Genomic DNA, 24,053 nt, shown 5'->3' with positions numbered 1-24,053 from the left:
GGGCCCGCACCAAAACACCAGCTTTTCTATTCGTTTTGTTCGCCTTGCTTCCAAAGCGGCTGCAAAAGTACAGCAAGTTATTTTCCCGTGCAAGTCTTGAAGCAAAATAATTTCATTCGCTCCCCTTCCTACCCGGTCAAACACCCCCGCTCATTCGCCGGGGCCGCAAAGGTACACTCACCCGCCCCGTTCCTGCAAGCCCTCCGAAACATATTTTCGAAAACTTACTGCCAGAAGCCGAAGCCATCCCCCGGGGCGATCCCGCCACCGCGCTGCCGGCCGTTGCCGCAGACGCCTCGGGGGCGGAAAGCTTGGTATGGGGGGCGCCGGATGCCTGTAAAAGACCCGGCGGAGTGCGCATACGTATCGTTTGCGGGACGGCAAAGATAAGGTGCGCGGTCTCGTCCATGCAAGCTTTCGGGTAGTTTTATGCATTGCTCCTTTGATTGACCCTGCACCTGCGTACCCGCCCAAAAAAACCCGGCCTTCCATACGGGAAGGCCGGGCAAACGGTAGGCACCCGTAGAGCGGGAACCTGAGCTGATTTAACCTTCTTAAAATTCTTTAGGGGTGTGCAAGAAGGCTAAATCGCGGATGCTATACGGAAGCGGGCTTTACGGTCTTGACGATCCGTGCCGCTACCTTATAGGGATCGGCCGCGCTGTTGGGACGACGATCCTCCAGCCATCCCTTCCAGCCGCGCTCGACGGTGGCGATGGGAATGCGAATGGATGCGCCACGGTCGGAAACGCCGTAACTGAACTGGTGGATGCTCTGGGTCTCGTGCTTGCCGGTGAGCCGTAGGTGGTTGTCGTATCCGTATACGTCGATGTGCTCCTTGACGTAGGGGCGGAAGGCTTCACAGACCTTTTCGTAATCCTCCCTTTTGCCGCTGTCGCGAAGGAAGCTGTTCGAGAAATTGGCGTGCATGCCCGATCCGTTCCAGTCGCCCTTGAGCGGCTTGCAGTGGTATTCGATGTATACACCGTACTGTTCAGCGATGCGTTCCAGCAAGAAGCGCGCCATCCAGATCTGGTCACCGGCTTCCTTGGCGCCCTTGGCAAAGGTTTGGAATTCCCACTGGCCGGGGGCGACTTCGGCGTTGATGCCCTCAACGTTCAGTCCGGCATCGAGGCAAGCGTCCAGGTGCTCTTCGATGATCTCGCGTCCGAAGGCGCGGCGGGCGCCAACCGAGCAGTAGTAGGGTCCCTGGGGCGGGGGCTGGGTACCGTCGGCGGGAAAGCCAAGGGGCTTACCGGTCTCGACGTCGACCAGGAAGTATTCCTGCTCGAATCCGAACCAGAAGTCCTGGTCTTCGTCGTCGATGGTTGCGCGTCCGTTGGTGGCGTTGGGGGTGCCGTCGGCATTCAGGACCTCGGTAAGGACGATGTAACCGTTCTTGCGTTGGGGGTCCGGGACGATCATGACGGGCTTGAGCAGGCAGTCGGAGCTACCGCCTTCGGCCTGTCCGGTGCTGGATCCATCGAAGGACCACATGGGGCAGTCATCGAGTTCGCCGCTGAAGTCGGCTTCGATGCGGGTTTTGCAGCGCAGGGTCTGCATCGGCTCGTTTCCGTCGAGCCATACGTACTGTAGCTTATACTTAGTAGCCATAAGTGAAATTGGGTTAAATCAGAAATTAAAGATTGTTGGGCGGGGCCGCAGGTGCCGTGTATCGTGAAGAATAGCCACGCTACCGGGCAACCGACCGACGTGTGTTGGGGAAATTAGAAGGAGTAGACGGCGGCAAGCAGGAACGATCCGATGCTGTCGTCGGCGGCGCTTTCGCTGCCGAAGTTGATGATGTCGCCGTAGGTGGTGTCGAGGTCGCCGCTGAGGTCGAAGCGTACTTCGGGCATGATGCGCAGGTCGCCGATGACAATGTTGCCGGTGGCGGTGAGCGCCGTCACACTGCGCCCGTCAAGCGAAATGCCATCCGGGCTCTTCTCGCTGAAGTATTCGCCCCGCAGGGAGAGATCGAAGGTTTCCGACAGTCCGATGGTGGAGTACAGGGCTACGCCGGCGAAACCCTGCACGGTATTACCGTCCGTACCCTGGGTCTTATCGGATGCGTTGATGCCAAAGGTCAGGGTTTCGCTGGCTTCGAAGGTTGCGGTGAGATCTACCTGAAAGGTATTGAGGTCATTGCCATCATCGAAGCTCTTTACGTCCGTACCGTACAGGAAGTTGAGGTAAGCGGCCAGTCCGCCCGTTTCAGTGCTCAGCTGGGCACCGTAGTAGAAGCCGCCCGGCTCGTTGAACCGGCTGTCCGTATTATTAAGGATAGCGACCATCGCGCCAAATCCTTCTGCGAGGGCAAAATCCGCCTTCAGTCCCGTGTGGAAGAACGGTCCGTAGCTGAATAGGTAGCTGGTGCTGTAATTCATGTTGGCGGGTGCATCAATCACTTCGTAGCCGACGAAGGTACCAAACTGACCGAAGGTGAAGGTCACGGCGTCACTGGGTGAGTAGGTTACGTAGAGTTGCTGCAAGTTAGGGTATGCACCGTTGGCATCATCCGCACGTGGCCCGAAGCCTACCTGCCCTACGAAGCCCACCTTACCCACGGACTTCTCGGCCAGCAGGTTTACCATACCCACGCTAAAGCCTTCGGTTTCGGGAGTAAAGCTGGTGGGAAACACCAGGTGACTGTCGTTCTCATCGGAGTTGAAGACGTTCTGGAAGTAGGCGTCTACGTAACCCGTCAGTGTAAAGGACTTCGTTTCTTCTACTTCCTCTGCTTCCGGGATAACCACCTCTGCCGTTTGGGCGATTAGGGAGCCCGAGCCGACCAAGAGAAGGAGAAATAAATTGGAGATGTACGTTTTCATAAGTAGCTTATTGTGAATAGGAGTGCAAAGTGGTTTCTGGCCCTTAGTCGGAGGTGAGTTGGAATACGCCGTCTTCCTTCGAAAGGGTGTAAGCGTGCATGTCGTGCTCTCCGAGGTCAAGGCCGCGGATTTCTTCCTCCTCGTCTACGCGGATCCCCATGGTGGCCTTGAGGGCGCTGAAGATCAGGAAGCTGGTACCGAAGGAGAAGGCACCGACAGCCAGGGTGCCGATGAGCTGGGTGACCAGTTGCCCCATTCCGGCACTAGCGCCAAAGAGGCCGACTGCCAGGGTGCCCCAAATTCCACAGACACCGTGTACGGAGGTGGCTCCTACCGGGTCGTCCAGCCGCAGGGTCTTGTCGAAGAATACAATGCTGAGGGGGATGATCGTGCCGGCGATCAAACCGATGATGATTGCCTCGCCACCGCTCATGAGGTCAGCACCGGCGGTAATTCCGACCAGGCCACCGAGGATACCGTTGAGTACCATGGACAAGTCGTACGACTTAAACAGAATGTAGCCCATAAAGAAGGCGGCTACGCCACCCGCCGCGGCGGCCAGCGAGGTGGTTACGAACACCAGGCTCACCCCGTTAGGATCGGCGCTGAGTACCGAACCGCCGTTGAAGCCGTACCAGCCGAACCACAGCAGGAACACGCCGATGGCGGCCAGTGGCATGCTGTGGCCGGGGATGGCCGTAACCGTACCGTCGGCGCGGTATTTGCCGCGGCGTGCACCGAGCAGGATCACTGCGGCCAGGGCGGCGAAGCCCCCGGCGGCGTGAACCAGGGTAGAACCGGCGAAGTCATAGAAGCCCATTTCGGACAGCCAGCCGCCGCCCCAGTGCCACATGCCCGTGAGGGGGTAGCTGAGCCCGACGAATACGGTGGCAAAAATGAGGAAGGGGACCAGTTTTACGCGTTCCGCTACGGCACCGGAAACGATGGTCGCACAGGTAGCGGCGAACATGGCCTGAAAAATGAAGTCGGAATACCCGGTGTAGGTAGCACCCGCTTCCGCAGCGGCCGCGTAGTCTGCGGTGGCCCCGGCGGCCCAGTCCATCACACCGAACGCGCCGATGAATCCGCCGGCGTAATCGTCGCCGGGGTACATAAGGTTGTACCCGACAAAGAAGTAGGTCAGCAGTCCGATGCTGATGATCATGGAGTTCTTGAAGAGGATGTTGACTACGTTCTTACGCTGAACGAATCCGGCTTCGAGACTGGCGAAACCGAGGTGCATGATGAAGACCAGACAGGTCGCCACCAGTATCCAGAGGTTGTTTACAGTAAACATTGCTTCCATTGCAGTAATATTCTTTGAATTATGGAATGAGGGGGAGGGTCTGCGCCGGGCAAGCCGGAGCGGATAGAGAAAATTCCCATTCAGGGATGCAGTGGGGCGAGGGGTTAAATCGGCCCGTATGGTTGGTTAAATGGCGCTCTCGTTTTCTTCGCCGGTGCGAATCCTGACGATGCGGTCCAGGTCGTAGACGATGATCTTGCCGTCGCCGACCTTACCGGTCCGACCGGCAGTGGAGATGGCGTTGACAATGGCATCGACCTTTTCGAGGGGAGCTACGATGTCGAGTTGTAGGCGAGCGATGTAGTCGGCGTCGTACACGCTACCGCGGTAGGTGAGTTGCTCGCCGCGCTGGAGTCCGAAACCCTTGACTTCGCTGAGGGTGAAAAAGTTGACGTCGATGGCGGCCAGTGCATCACGGATGCTTTCAAAGCGCGACAGTCGGATGATAGCTTCAATCTTCTTCATGGAAGTAGTTATCTTTAGGCCGTTACGTGGTCAGCGACGGGCCCTGGAAGAGGTTAGTAAGGAAGGCTATCTGGTTGGGGCTAGTAATAAGGTTGGACGTCTCCTGCTCCTTGTCTGGTACAAAGATGTACCCACACCCACCAGGGAATGCAACAAACTAATTTGGCCATCTGTCACGCCTAACCGGTACCTTGTTTTAGTTAACTGCTGATTTACAACCATTTACCTTACACCGCTTAACCATGCCAACGGCCGTAAAAGACCAGTTGTGGCGCTTAGTAAAGTCACTCTCCAAGGCGGAGAAGCGCAATTTTAAACTTTACGCGACCCGCGGCGGGTCTACGACCGACAACAAATTCATTCAGCTGTTCGATGTGATCGACCGCTTCGACGCCCCCGACGACGACGCCATCACGAAACGCCTGCGGTTGAGCTCCGGGCAGTACTCCAACCTCAAGCGCCACCTGTACCAGCAGGTCCTCACCAGCCTCCGACTCATATACATCAACAAGGAGATCGACATCGAGCTCCGGGAGCAGATCGACTTCAGCCACATTCTGTACGGAAAGGGCCTCTACCTCGACGCCCTGCGGTCACTGGAGCGGGCGAAGGGCCGCGCGGTGGAGCACAACCGCGACCTGCTGCACCTGGAAATCCTTGAGTTTCAAAAACTGATCGAGGCCCGGCACATTACGCTCTCGCGGCAAATCGATAACAAGATGGACCTGCTGCTCAACGAATCGGCGGAACGCAGCTATAGTGTGCTACATACCAGTGAGTTGTTCAACCTCAACATTCAGATCCACGGCCGCTACATCGAGACCGGCCACAGCCGCACCCCCGCCGACTATGCGGAAAACAAAACGTTCTGGCACAGCATACAGACCCGCCGCAACGACCGCGACGTCGTAAGCAGCACCTTCCACCAGAAGATCAACCGCTTTCAGGCAACGATGTGGTACCACTATATCCAGCTCAATTTCGAGGATGCATTGGAGTCCGCCCTGAACGCCCTGACCCTGTTCCGACTGAGTACCCACATGACCGTTAAGGACCCCGACCTGTACATGCGGTGCCTGTACTACGTCTCGGTCTTCTCCTATCTCCACGGCGATCTGCCGCGGATGCACCGCTATCTGAAGGTTATGGCTGATTTCCTAGCGGACGATCAAATGGTGCTCAATGAAAACAGCCGTCGCATCGGGTCCAATTACTTCGGATTGATGCAGCTCAACCACTACTTCGTATCCCACGAGTGGGAACGGGCACGGTCCTTTGGCAAGTCGCTGGTCGAACAGTATGATGCCGGCGAGTTTCAGGCCACCGACCACCGCTGGGGACAATTTCTGTACAAGCTGGCCGCGGCCTGTTTCGTCCTCCGGCGGCACGACGAGGCCCTCGATTACCTGAACGAAATCATCAATATGAAGACGGGTATCCTGCGGCAGGATCTTCTACTCAATACCCGCCTGTTGCACCTGATCTGCAATTTCGAACTGGGCAACCGGGCCCTGGCCGACTACCACCTGACCAATTTCACGCGGCAAATGCGCCGCAGCTCCGAAACCGCGGAGATTCACCGCACCGCTGCCGCCGCCCTACGCCGGTTACTCAAGACCGCGGATGCCGATCACCTGAACATCTACCGCAAGCTCGACGAGGACATTCGCGCCGCCGCCGCCGGGGACCCCTTTGAATTTAAGGCGCTGCTCTACCTCGACCTTACTCATTGGGTAGGCTACCACCTGCCGGAGTCGGAATCGCAAGGCCCGCAACGTATCGCATCGCCAAACGAGCCTTTCGGTGTTTCACCATCAGCTCCAGCCGTTTGAGACTGGCTTCGATAAAGGAGACCTCACGGCTGTTGACGAGAAAGAGGGAGCTCTCCCCCACCCCGAACAATTCACGCTCGCCGGCCAGCAGGCGGGCGTAGTCGTCGACGTTGCGTTGTGCTAGGGCGTACTGGAGCACGGTTGCGGCGGCTTCGTTCTCGGCCTGTGCCAATTTTGCCTCCACCAGGGCCGTTTTAGCCGCTAGTTCTAACTGCGTTTCGCTCTGTTTGATGCGGATAAGTTGGAGCTTCCCCCGCTCCTTGCGTACCAAAAGCGACTGGCTGAAGCCGATCCCCCACTTGTAGTCGTTCGCCGAAAACCGCTCCGGGGACCAGGCTGGACCACCGGCAATCAGGGTGTTATACTTTAGGTCGAGACGGGGCTTGAGTTGTTCGCGCTGCAACCTTTCGTCTACCTCCAGTTCGTCCAGTTTCAGGCGCGTCTGCAACAATCCCGGGTTTTCCAGTCCGGCGGGAAGCGGAGCCGGAATTCCTACGACCACGCTATCGGGGGACGGGGGACGGGCACCTTCGTCCAACTCTAAAGGGATTACCCCCTCCAACCACAAAAAGGCGTTCAGGGCGGCGGTGGCGTTCGCTAAATCCAGACGGGCGGATTCGAGACCCAGCAGCCTGTTCTGCACGACGATGCGCGCTTCTAGGGTATCGATGGCCGGCCGGTCTCCGAGGGCGGCACCACTCACCACCGCTGCATAACGGGTGCGTGCCAGTTCCATTGCTTCTGCGTAGACCCGCACCGCTCCCTGCGCGCCCGCCCACTCCCAGTACCGGCTACCGGCGTCGTACAGCAATTCGTTCAGTTGCAGTTGCCGCTCGACTACCGTGGCCCGCTGGTAGATGCGCGCCCGCTGAAGTTCGGCACGCCGTTGGTCGAAGAAGAGGCCACGGCCCAGGGGTACGGTCAGTCCGGCGGCAAAGAGTCCGTTCTCGGGTACGGTGTGCTCGGGATTCAGGTAGTACCCCTCGTTTCGTTCGTAGCTGGCACTGAGCTCTACTCCGAACCAGGTGGGCACCTTGATCCCGCCCTCCGCCAGGCTGTAGTAGCGGGTGCCCTTGAAGTATTTTTGCGCCAGGTCACCGTAAAGTTTCGGATCAAACCCGCCCCGGGCTTCCCGCAGCAGTGCCTGCGATCGCTCACGTTGAAGTTCCGCACGCGCGGCCAACGGATGATGCTCGGCTACGAGGGCAAGAAAATCGGATTCGGAAAGCACGACCGGCACTTGCTGCCCGGCCACCGGTGCAGCCAGGAAAATGGTCAGCAGAATCAGAAGGTAGTTCACGGGCTAGCGGTCATTTGGGCACTTTAATTTTGGGCGGGGCCGCGGGTGCAGTGGATTTCGTAGGAGCGTAGAGGTCCGGTGGGAATCCGTTGATCTTTCGCCACAGTTCGTACCAGATCGGTACATCCTTCAGTAGTACCAGAGCGGTTGCTCCGGATCCTACCCGCAGGGCATCCGGCCACTCCTCGTCGCTCTCGTCGGGGGCAACCATCACGCGGTAGCGTCCGGTTGCGTTAATGGTGCGGTCAATCGCGACGACCATTCCCGAGTAAGTTCCGTAGCTGGTATTCGGCCAGCCGCTGAAGACGATGGAGGGCCAGCCCTCGAACTGGATATTGACCTGCTGCCCCGTGTTCAGCAGCGGCAGGTCGATCGGTCGGACAAACATCTCGACTGCCAACTCATAATCGGCGGGCACGATGGTGACCACCTCTTCGCCTGCCGAGAGGTTTTCACCGATGCCGGCCGCGAGGATCTCGGTGATGTAGCCCGACTGCGGAGCCCGCAGAATGTAGAGTTCGGTCCGGCGCTCGTAATTGCTGTATTCGTTTTCCAGCTTGGCTACTCCGGCCTCGGCGTCGAAGCGACCGGAAAGCGCGGTGAAGCGTTCGGAGCTGGCCTTGGCGAGGTCGTCGCGCAATTTTGCCTGGATCGCGTTCAGTTCTACGCGGGCATTGATCACATCATTGCGTGAGGCCAGCAGGCGGTTCTCGGCACTGAGCAGTTTAGCCTGGGCCTGCTGATACGTTACGCGCCGGTTTTCCAGGTCGGTGAGGGATTTGAGGCCCTGATCGTACAGTGCCTGCATGCGTTCGTATTGCTCGCGGGCGACCTGGGTATTCAGTCGCGTAGCTTCCAGGTCCATGCTGTCGCTGGCTACGGTGAGCCGGGCCTGTTGCAATTTGTTCTCCGCCTGCTCGGTGCGTAGCCTTCCCGATTCCCGCAGCGCTTCCATTTGATCGGCCAGGGCACTTACTTTGGATTGATAGGACTGCAGGGACATCTCCTTGGCCAGGACCTGGGATCGGGTGCGGTCGAGGAGACTGGTATCGAAGTACTGATCTTTGGTTTCGGTCAGCCGGAGAATCGTATCGCCGGCGGCTACCAAATCCCCCTCGCGGACGTACCACTCCACGATCTGGCCGCCGATAACCGACTGCACTCTCTGGGGCCGCTGGTTGGGTTGGAGGGCCGTCAGCTGTCCCGTAGCCCGGATGTGCTGGGTCCAGGGCAGAAAAAGGGACAGTAGGAACAGCAGGGAAAAGATGATGAGCAGCCGCAGGAGCACCCTGCCCGAGCGACGTTCTTCCACCTTCCGGAGGGAGTCGAAACCGTCCCGGTTGACGTGTCGGTTGACGGAGTTTAGGGAGATGTTCAGCATGCGGTGTTCAGTTCGTGGGTTGGCTCTGCGCTTGCACCGCTCCACGGTCGAGCGTAATTACCCGATCGCACATGGCGGCAAGGTACTTGTTGGAGCTGGCGGCAATGAGGGTCCAGGGGTGCTGGCGGTCCAGGAGAAAATCGACGATGTGGTGGCGGTCGTCGCGGTCGATGGCTTCGAACGAATTTTCGAGCAATAGTAGACGGGGGCGGTCCGCGATGGCGCGGGCCAGTAACAGACGCTGTATGATGCTGCGGGAGAGCTTGTCGCCGGTGGGGTTCAGGATGGTCTCAAAGCCTTCCGGCAGGTTGCGGATGGTAGGGGATAGCCCCAGGTTCTCAACGGCCCATTCCACGTTCCGGAAGGTGGCCCTCTCGCGACCCATTGTGATGTTCTCCAGTACGGTGCCTTCGAAGAGTTCGCCCTGCTTGAAGCAGGCCCCGATGATACCGTGCAGTTCTTCCAATCCCAAATTATTGCGTGGCAGCCCGTTGTAGGAAAGTGATCCCTGGGTCACGTCGTACAGGCCGGCAATCAGGTACAGCAGGGTGCTCTTTCCTGCCCCGTTCGGTCCGGTTATCATGACCCGTTCCCCGGAATGGGCGAAGAGATCAAGTTGGTTGAGGGTCGGCTCCCGGGCCTTCGGGTACTGAAAAGTGACGTGCTCCAGCCGCACGTCCAGTCCGGTAGTGGCCGTGGTCAGTTCAATGGGTGACCCGTTGGTCTTGTTGTCCAGTTCCAGGTCGGTCACCTGCCCTATTTTTTCCAGCCCCGTCAGGACATCGTAGATCGTCTCCAGGGCAAGAATCAGCTTTTCTACCGAAGCCATCACAAACAGTATGATGATCTCCGCGGCCACAAACTGGCCGATGTTCATGCTTTCCTGCATCACCAGTAAGCCCCCGATCGCTAACAGTCCGAGGGCTACGATCACCTTGAAGAGCACGAGCAACCCGTACTGCCGAATGAGAATAGTAAAGTGGCTTTCCCGTGCGCCCAGGTAATCTTCCACGTGGCGGTCCATGCGCTGAAGCGCCATATCGGTCTTACCCGCGAGCTTAAAGCTGCCCGCCGTACGGGCCAGCTCCTCCAGCCAGTGTACGGCTGCGTACTTATACTTCGACTCCTGCAGACTGGTCAATAGGCCCCGGCGGGCGGTAAAAGCAAAGATGAGGGTAACCAAGCCGACCAGGATAATACCGAAAAGGATGAAGAACGGGTGGTACACCGAGAGCAGCAGCAAACCAAAAACAACCTGGAAGCTCGCCACCGAGAAATCGATGAGAATCTTCGAGAGTCCCTTCTGCACGGTGAGGACATCAAAGAAGCGGTTCATCAACTCCGGCCCGTAGTAGTTGTAGATAACGTCCGTACGTACCCGCGGAATGCGGTAGGCGAACTCGAAGGCGGCCCGGGTGAATATCTTCTGCTGTAAATTTTCAACCAGACGCATCTGCTGGATCTGTAGAATCCCCAGTACGGCAATGCCGAAGACCACCAGCAGGACGAGTACCAGCCAGGCGGTGCTCGGCCGTCCGCCCATGATCAGGTTGACGATCGCCTGGATGCCCAGTGGCAAGGACAGATTGACGACCCCGGCAAAGAACGCATACACCCATACGTTGCGGACCTCCCGCCGGTCGGGTTTCAGGAGACGCCAGAAGCGTTGGAGGGGAGAAAGCTCAGGTTGCAGTACGGCCATTAGAGGAGTTCAGGTTGTATAACCACAGTGCCCAACGTTCACTTTCCTGACTGGGTTTGTTAATGCTTTGTTGTCATTTGCGACATTACCCGAGTCCTTGCTGCAGATCGGCCTGAATATCTCCCACCGCCTCCAACCCGACACTCATGCGCACGAGCCCGTCACTGATGCCGACGGCGGCGCGCTCCTCCACGCTTAATTTACTGTGGGTGGTGGTGGCCGGATGGGTCAGGATGGTTCGGGTATCCCCCAGATTGCTGCTCCGGGTACATAAGGTCGCGGCGTTCAGTAGCTGCTGGGCGGCGGCTACGCCTCCGTCGAGCTCGAAGGTCACGATGCCGCCCCCGGCCCGCATCTGTCGCTGAGCAAGGGCAAACTGGGGGTGGCTCGGCAGAAAGGGATAGTGTACTGCCCCTACTCCCTCCTGATCCTGCAACCAGTGGGCCATAGCGAGGGCCGAGCGGCAGTGTGCGTCCATACGTACGTGCAGGGTTTCCAGGCTTTTCGATATGACCCAGGCGTTGAAGGGCGACATGGCCGGTCCGGTATGGCGACAGAAAAAGACGACCTGCTCCATTACTTCTTCCGTTCCGACCAGCAGGCCACCGAGTACCCTGCCCTGTCCGTCCATCCATTTTGTAGCGGAATGGGTGACCAGGTCCGCGCCGTAGACTGCCGGCTGCTGCAGGTAGGGAGTGGCGAAGCAGTTGTCGACGATAAAGAGCAATTGATGCGCACGGCAGAACTGTCCGGCGGCCTCCAGATCAACCAGTTTAAGTCCGGGATTGGAGGGCGTTTCCGTAACGAACAGCTTCGTCTCGGGCCGGATGGCGGTGGCCCATTCTTCCGGCCGGTCGGGCTCGACGTAGGTAAAGGAAACTCCCCACTTCGGCAGAATCTGGGTAAGGATTTGGTGGGTGCTGCCGAACACCGCCCGGGTAGCCAGAATGTGATCCCCCTGACTGACAAGTGCCGCCAAACTGGCAAACACCGCACCCATTCCCGAGGCGGTAGCAAAACCGGCGGGTAGCCCCTCCATGGCGCAGGCCTTGGCGACCAGTTCGTCGACGCTGGGATTGTTGTAGCGGCTGTAGATGATTCCCTCCCCGCTACCGGCGAACGTATCGGCCATCGCCTCCGCGCTGGGAAACGTGAAACTGCTGGTCAGGAACAGCGGTGTGCTGTGCTCCCGGTACTGGGTCTGATCCATCTGCCCGCGGATGGCGCGGGTTTCGGATTCGTGGTTTTCGCTCATTTGTCCCTGTTAGAAAGGACAAAAGTACCTATTTCCGCGTCGCCCGGGTATCGTACGTACTCAGTGTTTTGCCGCTCAGGGTCGTTGCTTCGGGACCGCCCTCAAACTGCATGTACACATCGGTTTGGTACTCCGAAGAGTAAAACTCGATCCGTAGGCCATCCTCGCTGGGCTCGACGGAACTCAACTGGGTAGTAGTTCCTCCGGACACGAAGCTTCCCGTCATCCCTTCGGCACCTTCCTCCAGGGAGAGCAGGCCGGTCACCGTCCCCCCCGGCGTGTCGCTGACCGTTACTTCCCATTCGCCAGCATAAGTAGCTTGCGGGGCCGCGGGTGCAGGAGAATTGGCCGCGGGAGCAGTGGTTCCGGAAACTGCTGCCGGTGTGGAACAGCCGGCCACCAGGAGTAAGGCCAGGAAAATATAAGCGTAGCGCATAAGAAGTATTGTTTCAACGTGTTGTTAGCCGCAAATTAAGCCGCGCGTCCGGTAGAATCTAGGATTTTTCGGTTTGATTCTCGCCGAAAGCAACGTCCATTGCCGCGCAGATTTTCGCGACTCCTTCCTGCAGGTCGGTCTCGGAGTGCGCGCTGCTGACGAAGCCCACCTCGTAGCCGCTGGGACCGAGGTACACGCCGGTCTGCAGCAACTCGTGATGAATAATTTTGAAGTACTGCATGTTAGCGGCGTCGATCTGGTCCGCCCGCTCGATGCGCTCCGTGCCGAAGGCCAGCCAGAAGATCGACCCCACGTGGGGCACGTGGACCGGATAATTCCGTTCCCGCGCGTAAGCCTCGATGGCCGTAGCCATCCGGTGGGTACGCGCGGCCATCTCCACGTAGAAGCCGGGGGCCAGGCACTGTTCGAGGGCCGCGAGGCCGGCGGCCATCGCGACCGGGTTGGCCGATAGCGTACCGGCCTGATACACGGGCCCCACGGGTGCGATGTAGTCCATGATCTCCTTGCTGGCGCCGTACGCACCCACTGGGAAACCACCACCAATCACCTTACCGAAGGTAATGATGTCCGGCGCGACGTCGTAAAGGCCCGCCGCTCCCTCGAATCCGACCCTGAATCCGGAGATCACCTCGTCGAAGATGAGGAGCACGTCGTGCTTCCAGGCCTTGATTCGCAGGCATTCCAACCACGACCGGTCCTGGATGAGCAATCCATTGTTAGCGGGGATGGGTTCGACGATGATGCAGGCCACTTCACCGCTGTGCTCCGAGAGGGTACGTTCCAGCAGATCGCGGTCGCCCAGGGGAAGCACCAGCGTATCCCGGGCGACGGTTTCCGGTACGCCCGCCGACGAGCTCGTACCCAGGGTAGCGAGGCCGGACCCGGCCTTCACCAGCAGACTATCGACGTGGCCGTGGTAACAACCATCGAATTTGATGATTTTGTTGCGCCCGGTATACCCCCGCGCAAGCCGCAGGGCCGACATGACGGCTTCGGTCCCGGAACTGACGAATCGAATGCGCTCAACGTAGCGGTGGTTGTCCAAAATCAGCTTGCCGAGTTGGTTGCCCAGGCGGTTTGGGGTACCGAAACTGGTTCCCCGCAGCACCGTCTCGATCACTCGCTCCCGAATGTGGGGATTGTCGTGCCCGTGGATGAGCGGTCCCCAGGAGCAACAGAAATCGAGCAACCGGTTGCCGTCCTCATCGATCATGTGACTCCCGTGCCCTTCCCGGATAAACAACGGCGGACCACTTACGCTGCGAAAGGCCCTGACGGGTGAGTTTACCCCTCCCGGAAAGTACTCCTGGGCCTCTTCGAATAAGCGGGCGGAAGCCTCACGGGGAATGCGCTGCTCGAAATTCATATTAGCTGATTTTGCGCAATGTTAGGGAAGCGACGGCTAGCGGCAGTCTTAATTACGTAAAGATGGCCGCGCCGTGTTTTTTACTGCATAGCTCACGACTCGACCCCTGTTTGCTGATACTTGAGAATTATACCGTTTGGCCCGTAAATAGTTGGTGGTCTACCGAACTTCCCGCTCCTAACTTTTGCTCCATTTATACCCCAAGTCCGGTAAAGTTTTACTCAAGATTTCAACCCCACAAATTTCACAAATGTCCACGCATCGAATACTTCTGATCGAGGACGACGCAACCGAGGCAAAACTTGCCCGGCGCACGCTTAACAAGATCGATCCGGAAATTGAGGTCATTCGCCTAAAGGACGGTGCTCATTTTCTGGAATACTATAGCGACCATCAGCCCAATGAGGACGTATCACTCGCTATTATGGATCTTCACATGCCTCACCTAAGCGGTCTGCAGGTACTGGAGTCACTGCAGGCCCAGGGCAGTCGCCCTTCCTTCCCCATCGTTATGTTTTCTTCTACCGACGACGCAAGCGAGGTTACCCGAGCCTACGAGCTGGGTGGTTCCGCATTCGTAAACAAACCGGCGAGCAGTGCTAGGTACCGAGAAGTGTTCCAGCACATCGTGAATTTTTGGCTATCCACTAATCGCATCAGATAGTGAGCGGCTGGCTCTGGTTGACAACCCTGGCGGTAAGCTGGGCCCTCTTCGGCATCATTTGGGTGATCCAGCTGGTCCACTATCCTTCCTTTCGTTACGTCGTTGACCAGTTTCAGCCGTTTCACCGCCACCACACCGCTAGCATTACCCGCATCGTGGCCCCACTGATGGTGGCCGAGCTATTGCTGTCCGTGCTTACGGCCTACCAAACCGATTTTCACTGGTCGTGGTCGCTTCCGCTAATGGTGGTGATCGGCATCTGGTTAACTACTTTTCTGTATGCCGTCCCCCTGCACAATAGCCTTGGCAACGTACGCAGCGAAGCTGCCGTGACGTCCCTCATCCGAATAAACTGGGTGCGAACGGCACTCTGGACCCTGAAGGCCGTCTGGGTAAGTATCCTGTTTGCGCTACGCCACTAGTACGCTTACCTTACATCTGTGAGACGACCCCGACGGATACATCCCTACGGTCCCGAAGCACTCCTTCTCGAATGGGAGCAGCGGATCGACCCGAAGATAAACTGCGGAGTGCATGCCTACGCTTCAGCCATCGGTACGCTGCCCGGCATTCTGGAGTGCGTTCCAGCTTATGCCTCCCTGTTGGTCACCTTCCGCCCAGCCGTGGTTTCCGCCTATGACCTTTGCGAACGTATTATCGATCTGCCAGTGGCCAACCGGCCCGACCGAGGTGTGATCAGTCACCAGGTACCGGTGTGTTACGATCCGGCGCTGGCACCCGACCTAAGCTACGTGGCGAATCAACAAAACCTCACTACGGATGAAGTGGTCCAATTCCATACCGGCCAAACTTATCAGGTGTACCTGATCGGTTTCAGACCGGGGTTCGCGTTTATGGGGGAGGTTCACCCGGCGATTCAGGTCGCGCGGCGGCGTTCACCACGAACCGCAGTACCCGCCGGTGCCGTCGGCTTGGCCGGTGGACAAACGGGCATCTACCCCGACGAATCACCGGGAGGTTGGCAGTTAATCGGCCGCTGTCCCCTGCCTCTTCTCTCTACTCGGGGGGGAGAGACACGATTCCGGGCCGGTGATCGGGTAAGCTTTTATCCCATTGCCACTCGCGATTACGAACACCTCGTAGAATCACCACCCCCGTGGCCGCGGCGCTAAGGTTAACCTGTATCGGCAGCGGAGCCGGTGCCTACCTGGTGGATGCGGGTAGACCCGGTTACCGGGACCGCGGAATCTCCAGTGGGGGCGCGGCCGATCCGGTGAGCGCGGCGACGGTGAATCGTTTGCTCGATCAACCGGCGACGCACTGTTGTCTGGAAACGACCCTCAACGGCGGTCGGTGGCTAGTGGAGGGAAGGGGCCAGCTCGCAGTGGCCGGCGCCGATATGAATTGGCGGCTCAACGGCACCCCCGTAGACCATTGTCAGGTGATTTATCTCGACGGCTGCTACCTGCTCACGGGCGGTTTCGCCCACCGGGGCTGCCGAGGATACGTGGGACTGGGCGGCCACTGGAACCTTCCCCGCATACTCGGCAGCGTTGAAGCGGGATTACCCGGGGTTGCCCGTATCGGATCGGGATTTTCCGTCGAAATTTCGGACCGAGCAGAGACTCCGTTTCGCAACGACTGGCCGTTTGAAGGCAGCGCCACCCCCGGCAGGGTAGAACTTCGAGTTTGCACCGGGCCGGAATGGTCCTTACTCAATGCCCGGGAACGCCAGTGGCTGGAACGCACCAAGTTTACCGTGTCGTCAGCCTCGAATCGTCAGGGAATACGGCTGTGCTCCCCTACCCCTTTTCCGCTGGCCTTGCCGTCGCTAATCAGTTCCCCGGTACTACCGGGTACGGTACAGTTGACACCGGAAGGTCCGATTTTGCTTGGTCCCGATGCACAGACCGTAGGTGGGTATCCACGCGTACTGCTCGCCGGCGAATTTGGTGAGGCATTCCAATTAAAACCCGGCGAGGTCCTGGGTTTTAGGGTAAAGTAAAGGGAGCTCAGGCACCGGCGACGTCGTCATACTTCTCCAGCTTCAGGTTCTCGATGATGGTGATCAGCTTCTGGGCGTAGCGTTTGTCGGTAGCGTAGCCGCAGGACTTGAGGCCGTGCGCCCACTTTCGATAATCCGTTCCGTGGGCCTTTAATTTGGCGTAGCGGGCGGTGCCAAGCAGGGTGCTGTGTTCCCGGAAGCTGTCGGCTACCGAATCGAAGACGCGAAACATATCGTAACGGGTATCGTCGCCGTAATTCCGGCAGGTACAGCCCAGGCACTTACTGCGGCACTTGATTCCGAAGTGGTTGTTGGAATTGACAGCAAGTTTGGAATCACCGGCATTGCTCTCCAGCAGTCCCTGCGCCAGAGTTATACTGGCCGGGATGCCATGATCGCGCATCTCCCGTCGGGCAATGGGAGCGTAGCGGTTGAGGTAATTCGTCACCCGGGCTCGCTTGGCGGCAATAATGTCGGCGGGTAGGCCCTTGCGCTGACCGTAGTCAGGACTGAGCACCAGGGTCAGGTTGCTGATGTGGGGCGCGGGATCATCGGTTACCGCTACGCTGGTGAACTCGTCGAGCGCATCGCCGTCTTGATCGTATTGGTGGAGCACGTTGGTCTCCCGGCGGGTAGCGACGTGCGTAATCACACGGTGGCCCAAACTCGAAAACCAGCCACCTATACCCGCTTCGGAAACGGCTTCCTGACTGGGGGTGGGGGCGGGGTCGTGGACATTGACACTGACGGCAAGGCCGCGGCTAATGCAGAGGTAAAGGATCAGTGCGATCAGAAAAAGTTCGATGCTGTAGTGCACCGCGTAATCCATCAGACGGGCGGCGCGACGGCCGAGATCGGAAGGAAGGGGTGAGGATTGATTGGCAGGCATCCGTGCGTAATTTTAGCGTGACGGTATCAGAAAAGTGTGGAACCTGCTGGATAAATCGATTGTCTGGGCCAAAGATAGCACCCAAAACCGTAATATCAAACTATTTGTTTTAAAATTGAGCTGCCTCAAACCATTGCTCGCTTTAAGTTCCTTTGCACCTGCGTCCCCGCCCGTAAGCCGTGCTTAGTGTAGATTTTACACTACATTCGCGGGGCTAATTCATTGATCATGGTACTAATTGCGGACTCGGGGTCCACTAAGGCAGACTGGGCATTACTGCCCGAGAATGGAGAGAACGTTTACGTGAATACCCGGGGGTTCAATCCCGTGGTGCACCCCCACGATCTCCTGCACAATGAGGTACTCAAACTTTCGCGTGACCTGTTGCCGAACGTCAACGTGCGCGAAGTACACTACTACGGGGCGGGCTGCTGGGACCAGCGGCGCAAAAAAGTGATCGTGGATTGCATCAGCAATGCCTGGCCCGGTGCCAAGATTGAGGTAATGCATGACTTGCTGGGTGCGGCCCGGGCCACCTGCGGCAATGATCCCGGCATCTCCTGTATCCTCGGTACGGGGAGTAATACCTGTTTGTACGACGGGAAGGAGGTGATCGACAACGTGACCAACCTGGGCTTCATGCTGGGGGATGAAGGCAGTGGTTCACACCTCGGAAAGGCCTTCCTGCGTGCCTACTTCTACCGTGAGTTGGACCAGGAATTGAATAGTGCGTTCGAAGCGTATACGACCGTTGATCGGATGACCATCATCAACAACGTGTACGAATCGGAGATGCCGAACACCTATCTGGCCGGCTTTACCCGATTTATGGGTGCTCACCAGAACCATCCGCTCATTCAGAAGATTGTATTTGCTAGTTTTGCGGAGTTTTTGGACCGTCACGTGCGCAAGTACCGCGGTCATCTGGAATTGCCGGTTCACTTCATTGGAAGCATCGCGTTCCACTTTAAGGACATTTTATTGGCTGCGCTGCACGAACGCGATCTGACTGCCGGTCGTTTCGTACAGAAGCCCATCGAAGCCCTGGCGGATTACCACGCCGGCAAGTAATCAATGTATGGATAGAAAGGATATTCGACGTATCGCCGTATTCACTTCCGGCGGAGACGCGCCGGGCATGAATGCTGCACTGCGTGCCGTCGTTCGCACCGCGGCCTGGAACAAGCTGCACGTCTACGGCGTTGAGCGGGGCTTCGAAGGCATGATCGACGGTCACTTCCAACGGCTGGAACGCCGTGACGTGGCCAACATCATCCAGCGCGGCGGCACCATGCTGCGCACCGCACGCTCGCAGCGCTTCATGACCCCCGAGGGGCGGCAGGCCGCCTACGAGCACCTCAAGGCCTACGATATCGACGCCTGCATTGCCATCGGAGGAAACGGCACCTTCACCGGCGCCAAGGTATTCAGCGAAGAATACAGCATCCCCTTCATCGGCATTCCCGGTACGATAGACAACGACCTGTTCGGAACGGACTACACCATCGGCTTCGATACGGCGGTAAATACGGCCATCGATGCGGTAGACAAGATCCGGGATACGGCCGACAGCCACAACCGACTGTTCTTCGTGGAGGTCATGGGCCGCAACTCCGGTTACATTGCCCTGTATACGGCCATCGGTTCGGGAGCCAGCAGCGTGCTCATTCCGGAAGCCGAGACGGACCTCGAAGACCTGAAGTCGGTGCTGCGCAAGAATAAGGCACGGGGCAAGCTCTTCAGCGTGGTGATCGTAGCCGAGGGCCATCCGATGGGTGGTGCGACCGGCATTGCCGAAAAGATCAAACACGAACTGGCGAGCATGGAACCCAAGGTTACCGTGATCGGACACCTGCAGCGGGGCGGATCGCCCACCGCGGCCGATCGCCTGTTGGCCAGTCGACTCGGTCATGCGGCCGTGGAGATGTTGCTGGAGGGCAAGGAGAACATTGCCGTCGGCATCGTCAACGACAAGGTGACCTGCTATCCCTTCGAAGATTCCATCACGCGGGAGAAGATGCCAATGGAGGAACTGATCAAGATGGCCAGTATCCTGGCCATCTAGTCCGACCGGCTTAACGTACAATTTACGTGCCGGCCCGAACTTGAGCGGCGGTAGCGACCTTCCACCCCCGTTCCCCAGTACGTACACGAATGGATGCATCTTTAATTATTATGTGGACCGGCTTCATTCTGGCCGGCTACGCCGTTGTTGGCAATGATTCCATTCAGACGCTTGGCACCTTCCTCGCCTCCAACGAAAATAAACCCTGGTACGTCCTGTGGGCCTTCGCAGGATCGATCCTGGCCTTTACGCTGCTCTACGGGTGGTATACCTACAGCGGTGACGTTAGCTACGGCCGTCTCGAGAGCTACGAGTTCGTCGACGACATGGGCTGGCCCTATCTCCTTCCTCCGCTCGTACTCATGTTGCTTACCCGGACCGGAATTCCCGTGTCCACCTCGTTTCTGATCCTGACTTTCTTTAAGCCAAAGGGCCTACTGGACATGACCATGAAGTCTATCCTGGGCTACGCGCTGGCTTTCTGTGTAGCGATCATTGTTTGGCAACTCGTTACCCGGTGGCTCGATAAGCGGTTCATCCACAACAACATCACGGACCGGGAGACGCAGACCTGGACCATCCTACAGTGGGCCAGTACCGGATTTTTGTGGGGACAGTGGCTAATCCAGGATTTTGCCAACATCTACGTCTACCTCCCCCGGTCACTCACCGGCTCGGAGATTGGGGTCTCGCTCACGATCCTGCTGCTGATGCTTGCCTTCATTTTTTACAGCAAGGGGGGCAACATTCAGAAGATCGTCAAGGCAAAAACCAACACTACCGACATTCGCTCGGCCACCATCATCGACTTTATTTACGGCATCGTGTTGCTGTTCTTCAAGGAATTCAGCAACGTGCCGATGTCTACGACCTGGGTGTTTCTCGGTCTACTGGCCGGACGTGAGATCGCCATCCGGTACCGCCTGGAGCTGGACGAAGAACCGAGCGACCGCCTAAGGGCCCCACTGGCCTACTACGCCGGCATGGTGCTGAACGTGGTGCTCCTCTTGCTGATCGGATACGTGGTGTACCTGCGCGACCAGGTCAATGACTTTGTTATTGTCGTAATGGCTGCCGCCATGATCGCCCGGGCTGCCATAGCGTACTTCGAGACCATGCCCGGCCAAAAGAACCTCACGGCTGCTTTCCGCAACATCTTCAGCGACCTCGGTAAGGTGACCTTCGGCTTGGTCGTGAGTATCGCCCTGGTTTACATTATGCGCTTCCTCACCACGGGCACCTTTCTCGGTAACGTAGGGTAGAACCTGCCTACCGCACCAATCCGATCAGGCTCCGGTAGTCGTCGAAGGGGGAGGTATCGTCCTTCATGCTCAGGAGACTGTCGTGGGGCAGATCGAGGTACAGGTCCTCCAGGAACGGTACGGTTTCCTTGCAACGCACCTCCAGGGTACCGTCGGCAAATTGTTCCCAACGCCAGTCGTGGGTTGCCCGGATGCGGGCCAGCGTCTCCTGCTGGATGACCGTAAAGTCGGTGTCGTCGGCCACTACATCCGCGCCCGCAAAGGCCAGTTCGTTGCGGCTGATCATCTTCGCATCCCGTAGAATGTAGTAAGCGGTATGCACCCGTGCGCTGCCCGTTTGTCGTAAAAATTCAGCGTACAGGCACAGTTGAATGTCGCTGGCGTTGCGGAGCAGATTCCGGAAGACCGTTTTGCCGCGCCACTTGAGGTCCACGACGGCCGTTTCCGCCTGCCCCAGGTGATTGACGCGATCGAGCACGAGATCCGCGCGCCCCGCAACCACCTGCCCGCCCATTGCCGTCAGCTCTCCGCCGATTTCCTGTTCGGACCCACGGATGGTCCAGCCGTTGCGCTGGATCAGGCTGACCAGGGTCCAGGCCGACTTCTTCATGGTCAGTAAAAACTGAACGCGCTCGGGTTCCTGTCCGTATTCGAGCAGTACGGCTCCCTGCTGCCGGAAAATGCGAGTTGCGTGTTCGTCGATCCACGCTTCAACCTCATTGCGGTCAAAGGGTCGACCTGCCGCGGCGATATCGTCCAGTAGTTGTTCGACGAAGAGGTGGCTTAGGTTGCCCCTCAGTCGATTTTCACTGGCGATGGACAAAATCGGGGTGCCGCGTAACCGGAGTTGATGCCGAAAAATCCACTTGTGCGGGTAGTACAGCAGATCCTCCACTGCGGTTGGCGTCTCCTGGTCGCGCGGTTGCATGGCCTGGGGTCGTGCAATGTCAAGGTGGGGCACCGGTGGGTCAAGCTCCCGGATCGGCACGGGGGCGAAGCCGGGCAACTGCAAGTCGGTCAGCAGGTTGACGGGCGTCCCGCACTCATCGATATCGACCGTAATGGTCTTTAGCGCGGCTTCGGTGCAGGCGGCCTCCAGATCGCCCAGTAGCGCGTGGGGTTCCACTTCCGTACCGTCTACGCGGCGGGGGAGACAGAGGATAAGTTGCCGGCGGGTGTGCAACAGCGGGCGCAGGTTTTGCCAGACCAGGAGTTGGTTGCGCTGCTCGGAGCTCATCGGTTCGCTCCCGCGTTCCCGTAAAAAAGCCAATTCTTCGGGGTAGTACCGGCTGAAAAAATAGTTGGGGTCGGATTCGATAAAGTCCCACCAGACGAGCCGGTCCAGGGGAGGTTGTCCGCTGCCGGCAAGTTGGGCGGTGGACGCAGGAGCAAAGGAGGTTTCTAATCCGCCCTGCTCGGGGGGGCTGAACTGGGTGGGGGCCGGTTGATACACGGTACGCACCAGTCGTTCTACGTCGAGGTAGCTTAGTTCGGTTTCCGGCTGCGCGTCCAGCAACTCGGTGGCGCGCTCTGCCTGGGCGGAAAGGACGAGCAGGCCGGACTGGTTTTTGTCCTCGTCGAAGGCTTCGATGGCCCAGTTGCGCAGGAAGACGAACAGGCTGCGCACTTCCGCCTTCGGCACCCGGCCATCGCGCGGGTGACGGCGGCGACGGAACCAAAAATCGTACTGCTCGCGGGCGCGCCGGATGCGGGCCGGCGGGTAATTGCGGGCCTCCATGTCGCGAAAGGCTTCTTCGACCGCGTAGGTCCAGCGATTTCCGAACAGCCCCGGGGTGTCGGCCAGGTGGGTGGCCAGTTTTTGACCCAACCGCCGCTCGAGGGGTTTGGTGACCAGGCTAACGAATTCCATGATCCGCTCTACCTCGACCGGCTCCCACAGAAATGCCGTAACCAGTTTGAGCACCTGAAGGCTGGGGCGGGCCAGGCTGGTGGAGGGAATACCCATACTGGGCAGGCCCTCCATGAGCATGGCGTTGTCGAGGGTCTGGTTGCGGACCGTCATGAGTACCCCCGGGCGCCAGTGCTCGTTCTCCTTTACGGTGCGGGCCAGGTATGCGGCAATGTGGGTTTCCCGTTCGGCGCGCAGGACGACGAGGCTGCCGTCGCCGGTCCAGGCGATGGTTTCCGGATCGCTTTCGCCGGTCAGCAGCAAGCGCAACTTACGCTGCCAGCGAGTTAGGTCGGAAGTACCGGTACCCGCCTCCGGTTCGGGAAGCTGTTCAATGGTGTCGCCACCTTCCCGCAGCCGGTCCAGTAGCCGGCGCAAACCGGTAGGCAGGAGAGCAAGGGGTTCGTGAACGTACAGCTTTAGCCGGGGGTGGCGGCGGTCAAGCAATGCGGCAAGTAAAATGTTTAGGCGGTCCGCTACTCCCGGCATCAGATCGATATCGTTGTCGCGATCCAGGACGAGCGCTTCGATCTCGTGGAGTACCCGAATGCGGCTGGGGGTATCGTCGGTAGCCGATCGGGACAGGGAATAGCCCGCCTCCAATAATTCATCGCGGCGGGAAAGCAATTCTTCGGCGGTGGCGATCCGGTCGGCAGCGAAAGAAGCGGCGTAGAAAGGCTCCTCCCGCTCCCGGTTTTCCAAGTGTCGTTCGACGGCTTGGCGGTACTGCTCGGTGCGCAGGGCATCGCGATTGGCCGTGGGGTGAGTGAGGGCGTAGCACCGCTCTAGATAGGTAAGCAGGCCCAGATAGTCGACGTACAGCTCGCGGATGGCAGCGGCGGGTGGTCGGGGCAGTACGGGACCGGAGAAGGTGAGTCCCAGGTATACGGTAATCATTTAGCCGCCCATTTCGGCGCGCATGCGGGTAAGCTGGGTTTCCCAGAGCGCCTTTTGGTCTTCCACCTCGTCGTCGTCGGCAAAGTCGGTAACGTACACGATGGTTTCCCCGGTGACCGGGCTTTTGGTGATGTTGAATTCGAGGTATTCATCCTCGTCTTCGGCCTCTTCCCACGCAAATCGGACCATGTCCCCCTCGCTGTCTTCAATGAGTTCGGCGCCCTCCGGGGAACCGCTCCAAACGAAGGTGTACGTACTGTCGTTGATGTCGACCTCGTCGCAGAACCAGCGGGTGAGGCAGGCCGGGTCCGTCAGGAACTGGTACACAATATTGGGGGAGGCACGGAAGATGAACTCCGAGGTAAACTTAACGCGTTCCATATCGGGGGGTTGGAAGTATAGGTGGCGGGCAAATAAGTTAAATTAACCGAGACTACCAAAAGTTTATCCTCCCCCAACCTAATGTTTATTCGCACTGTTAGCTACATGTTACGCCCGAATGTCCC

21 protein-coding genes are annotated in these 24,053 nt (G+C 58.5%); 8 read left to right on the top strand and 13 right to left on the bottom strand.

From position 1 onward, the window contains the following. Positions 1–597: 597 nt before the first annotated feature. From GGR28_RS18275 to GGR28_RS18260, 4 genes are all read right to left on the bottom strand, one after another. Positions 598–1,614, bottom strand: a complete 1,017-nt coding sequence (locus GGR28_RS18275; RefSeq protein WP_183497274.1) for a glutamine synthetase beta-grasp domain-containing protein — start codon at positions 1,612–1,614, stop codon at positions 598–600. Positions 1,615–1,727: 113 nt separating this feature from the next. Continuing rightward, a complete protein-coding gene (locus GGR28_RS18270; RefSeq protein ID WP_183497273.1) occupies positions 1,728–2,831 on the bottom strand; it encodes an outer membrane beta-barrel protein in 1,104 nt (367 codons plus the stop codon). A gap of 43 nt (positions 2,832–2,874) precedes the next feature. Further along, complete coding sequence (locus GGR28_RS18265) at positions 2,875–4,137, bottom strand: ammonium transporter (protein WP_183497272.1); 1,263 nt, start codon at positions 4,135–4,137, stop codon at positions 2,875–2,877. A 126-nt stretch (positions 4,138–4,263) separates the two neighbouring features. Beyond that, positions 4,264–4,602 carry a P-II family nitrogen regulator gene (locus GGR28_RS18260; protein ID WP_183497271.1) on the bottom strand — a complete coding sequence of 113 codons (339 nt, stop codon included), beginning with the start codon at positions 4,600–4,602 and terminating at the stop codon, positions 4,264–4,266. 242 nt (positions 4,603–4,844) lie between these two features. On the opposite strand from GGR28_RS18260, the gene GGR28_RS18255 reads away from it, so the two are divergent. Beyond that, on the top strand, positions 4,845–6,434 hold the full coding sequence (locus GGR28_RS18255; protein WP_183497270.1) for a hypothetical protein: 1,590 nt from the start codon (positions 4,845–4,847) through the stop codon (positions 6,432–6,434). On the opposite strand, the gene GGR28_RS18250 is transcribed toward GGR28_RS18255, so the two are convergent. The 6 genes from GGR28_RS18250 to hemL form a co-directional block, all read right to left on the bottom strand. Beyond that, positions 6,325–7,734 (bottom strand): TolC family protein, encoded by a 1,410-nt coding sequence (locus GGR28_RS18250; RefSeq protein WP_183497269.1) that lies wholly within the window; start codon positions 7,732–7,734, stop codon positions 6,325–6,327. The genes GGR28_RS18255 and GGR28_RS18250 overlap by 110 nt on opposite strands. 10 nt (positions 7,735–7,744) lie before the next feature. Continuing rightward, positions 7,745–9,115, bottom strand: coding sequence for an HlyD family secretion protein (locus GGR28_RS18245; protein WP_183497268.1), 1,371 nt, complete (start codon positions 9,113–9,115; stop codon positions 7,745–7,747). A 7-nt stretch (positions 9,116–9,122) separates the two neighbouring features. Further along, positions 9,123–10,817: a peptidase domain-containing ABC transporter gene (locus tag GGR28_RS18240; RefSeq protein WP_183497267.1), complete on the bottom strand. Its 1,695-nt coding sequence runs from the start codon at positions 10,815–10,817 to the stop codon at positions 9,123–9,125. An 85-nt stretch (positions 10,818–10,902) separates the two neighbouring features. Further along, complete coding sequence (locus GGR28_RS18235) at positions 10,903–12,072, bottom strand: trans-sulfuration enzyme family protein (protein ID WP_183497266.1); 1,170 nt, start codon at positions 12,070–12,072, stop codon at positions 10,903–10,905. Between the two features lie 28 nt (positions 12,073–12,100). After that, a complete protein-coding gene (locus tag GGR28_RS18230; protein ID WP_183497265.1) occupies positions 12,101–12,508 on the bottom strand; it encodes a hypothetical protein in 408 nt (135 codons plus the stop codon). A gap of 58 nt (positions 12,509–12,566) precedes the next feature. Then, positions 12,567–13,895, bottom strand: a complete 1,329-nt coding sequence (hemL, locus tag GGR28_RS18225; RefSeq protein WP_183497264.1) for a glutamate-1-semialdehyde 2,1-aminomutase — start codon at positions 13,893–13,895, stop codon at positions 12,567–12,569. A gap of 250 nt (positions 13,896–14,145) precedes the next feature. On the opposite strand from hemL, the gene GGR28_RS18220 reads away from it, so the two are divergent. Genes GGR28_RS18220 through GGR28_RS18205 form a run of 4 tightly spaced genes read left to right on the top strand, consistent with a single transcriptional unit; the run spans position 14,146 to position 16,525 of the window. Continuing rightward, positions 14,146–14,559 carry a response regulator gene (locus tag GGR28_RS18220; protein WP_183497263.1) on the top strand — a complete coding sequence of 138 codons (414 nt, stop codon included), beginning with the start codon at positions 14,146–14,148 and terminating at the stop codon, positions 14,557–14,559. After that, a complete protein-coding gene (locus GGR28_RS18215; RefSeq protein ID WP_183497262.1) occupies positions 14,559–14,981 on the top strand; it encodes a hypothetical protein in 423 nt (140 codons plus the stop codon). Before GGR28_RS18220 ends, GGR28_RS18215 begins: the two co-directional genes overlap by 1 nt. Positions 14,982–14,999: 18 nt before the next feature. Continuing rightward, positions 15,000–15,692 carry a 5-oxoprolinase subunit PxpB gene (gene pxpB / locus GGR28_RS18210; RefSeq protein WP_183497261.1) on the top strand — a complete coding sequence of 231 codons (693 nt, stop codon included), beginning with the start codon at positions 15,000–15,002 and terminating at the stop codon, positions 15,690–15,692. Further along, positions 15,677–16,525, top strand: a complete 849-nt coding sequence (locus tag GGR28_RS18205; RefSeq protein WP_183497260.1) for a biotin-dependent carboxyltransferase family protein — start codon at positions 15,677–15,679, stop codon at positions 16,523–16,525. The genes pxpB and GGR28_RS18205 overlap by 16 nt, the downstream gene beginning before the upstream one ends. A gap of 7 nt (positions 16,526–16,532) precedes the next feature. On the opposite strand, the gene GGR28_RS18200 is transcribed toward GGR28_RS18205, so the two are convergent. Beyond that, the gene (locus GGR28_RS18200) at positions 16,533–17,414 is read right to left on the bottom strand and encodes a glycoside hydrolase family 73 protein (protein ID WP_183497259.1); all 882 of its coding nucleotides are present in this window, start codon (positions 17,412–17,414) and stop codon (positions 16,533–16,535) included. Positions 17,415–17,642: 228 nt separating this feature from the next. Here GGR28_RS18200 and GGR28_RS18195 point away from each other — a divergent pair, with 228 nt between their 5' ends. The 3 genes from GGR28_RS18195 to GGR28_RS18185 all read left to right on the top strand — a co-directional run bounded on the left by GGR28_RS18195 (position 17,643) and on the right by GGR28_RS18185 (position 20,741). Next, positions 17,643–18,485 carry a hypothetical protein gene (locus tag GGR28_RS18195; RefSeq protein ID WP_183497258.1) on the top strand — a complete coding sequence of 281 codons (843 nt, stop codon included), beginning with the start codon at positions 17,643–17,645 and terminating at the stop codon, positions 18,483–18,485. A gap of 7 nt (positions 18,486–18,492) precedes the next feature. Continuing rightward, positions 18,493–19,479, top strand: a complete 987-nt coding sequence (gene pfkA, locus GGR28_RS18190) for a 6-phosphofructokinase (protein WP_183497257.1) — start codon at positions 18,493–18,495, stop codon at positions 19,477–19,479. Between the two features lie 89 nt (positions 19,480–19,568). Beyond that, positions 19,569–20,741 carry a hypothetical protein gene (locus GGR28_RS18185; protein ID WP_246416841.1) on the top strand — a complete coding sequence of 391 codons (1,173 nt, stop codon included), beginning with the start codon at positions 19,569–19,571 and terminating at the stop codon, positions 20,739–20,741. 7 nt (positions 20,742–20,748) lie between these two features. Here the strand turns inward: GGR28_RS18185 and GGR28_RS18180 are convergent, their stop codons facing one another. Both GGR28_RS18180 and GGR28_RS18175 read right to left on the bottom strand, forming a co-directional pair. Then, the gene (locus GGR28_RS18180) at positions 20,749–23,547 is read right to left on the bottom strand and encodes a PD-(D/E)XK nuclease family protein (RefSeq protein WP_183497256.1); all 2,799 of its coding nucleotides are present in this window, start codon (positions 23,545–23,547) and stop codon (positions 20,749–20,751) included. Beyond that, on the bottom strand, positions 23,548–23,928 hold the full coding sequence (locus tag GGR28_RS18175) for an START-like domain-containing protein (RefSeq protein WP_183497255.1): 381 nt from the start codon (positions 23,926–23,928) through the stop codon (positions 23,548–23,550). It abuts the gene before it with no gap. Positions 23,929–24,053: the final 125 nt, after the last annotated feature.

The sequence above is a fragment of the Neolewinella aquimaris genome, assembly GCF_014197245.1.
Lineage (GTDB): Bacteria > Bacteroidota > Bacteroidia > Chitinophagales > Saprospiraceae > Neolewinella > Neolewinella aquimaris.
This window is presented reverse-complemented; position numbering and strand designations above follow the sequence as displayed.

Bases quoted from the DNA above. Each gene is read 5' to 3' on its own strand.
- GGR28_RS18275 (WP_183497274.1), bottom strand. From the start codon at position 1,614: ATGGCTACTAAGTATAAGCTACAGTACGTATGGCTCGACGGAAACGAG.
- GGR28_RS18270 (WP_183497273.1), bottom strand. From the start codon at position 2,831: ATGAAAACGTACATCTCCAATTTATTTCTCCTTCTCTTGGTCGGCTCG.
- GGR28_RS18265 (WP_183497272.1), bottom strand. From the start codon at position 4,137: ATGGAAGCAATGTTTACTGTAAACAACCTCTGGATACTGGTGGCGACC.
- GGR28_RS18260 (WP_183497271.1), bottom strand. From the start codon at position 4,602: ATGAAGAAGATTGAAGCTATCATCCGACTGTCGCGCTTTGAAAGCATC.
- GGR28_RS18255 (WP_183497270.1), top strand. From the start codon at position 4,845: ATGCCAACGGCCGTAAAAGACCAGTTGTGGCGCTTAGTAAAGTCACTC.
- GGR28_RS18245 (WP_183497268.1), bottom strand. From the start codon at position 9,115: ATGCTGAACATCTCCCTAAACTCCGTCAACCGACACGTCAACCGGGAC.
- GGR28_RS18240 (WP_183497267.1), bottom strand. From the start codon at position 10,817: ATGGCCGTACTGCAACCTGAGCTTTCTCCCCTCCAACGCTTCTGGCGT.
- GGR28_RS18235 (WP_183497266.1), bottom strand. From the start codon at position 12,072: ATGAGCGAAAACCACGAATCCGAAACCCGCGCCATCCGCGGGCAGATG.
- GGR28_RS18230 (WP_183497265.1), bottom strand. From the start codon at position 12,508: ATGCGCTACGCTTATATTTTCCTGGCCTTACTCCTGGTGGCCGGCTGT.
- hemL (WP_183497264.1), bottom strand. From the start codon at position 13,895: ATGAATTTCGAGCAGCGCATTCCCCGTGAGGCTTCCGCCCGCTTATTC.
- GGR28_RS18220 (WP_183497263.1), top strand. From the start codon at position 14,146: ATGTCCACGCATCGAATACTTCTGATCGAGGACGACGCAACCGAGGCA.
- GGR28_RS18200 (WP_183497259.1), bottom strand. From the start codon at position 17,414: ATGCCTGCCAATCAATCCTCACCCCTTCCTTCCGATCTCGGCCGTCGC.
- GGR28_RS18195 (WP_183497258.1), top strand. From the start codon at position 17,643: ATGGTACTAATTGCGGACTCGGGGTCCACTAAGGCAGACTGGGCATTA.
- pfkA (WP_183497257.1), top strand. From the start codon at position 18,493: ATGGATAGAAAGGATATTCGACGTATCGCCGTATTCACTTCCGGCGGA.
- GGR28_RS18185 (WP_246416841.1), top strand. From the start codon at position 19,569: ATGGATGCATCTTTAATTATTATGTGGACCGGCTTCATTCTGGCCGGC.
- GGR28_RS18180 (WP_183497256.1), bottom strand. From the start codon at position 23,547: ATGATTACCGTATACCTGGGACTCACCTTCTCCGGTCCCGTACTGCCC.
- GGR28_RS18175 (WP_183497255.1), bottom strand. From the start codon at position 23,928: ATGGAACGCGTTAAGTTTACCTCGGAGTTCATCTTCCGTGCCTCCCCC.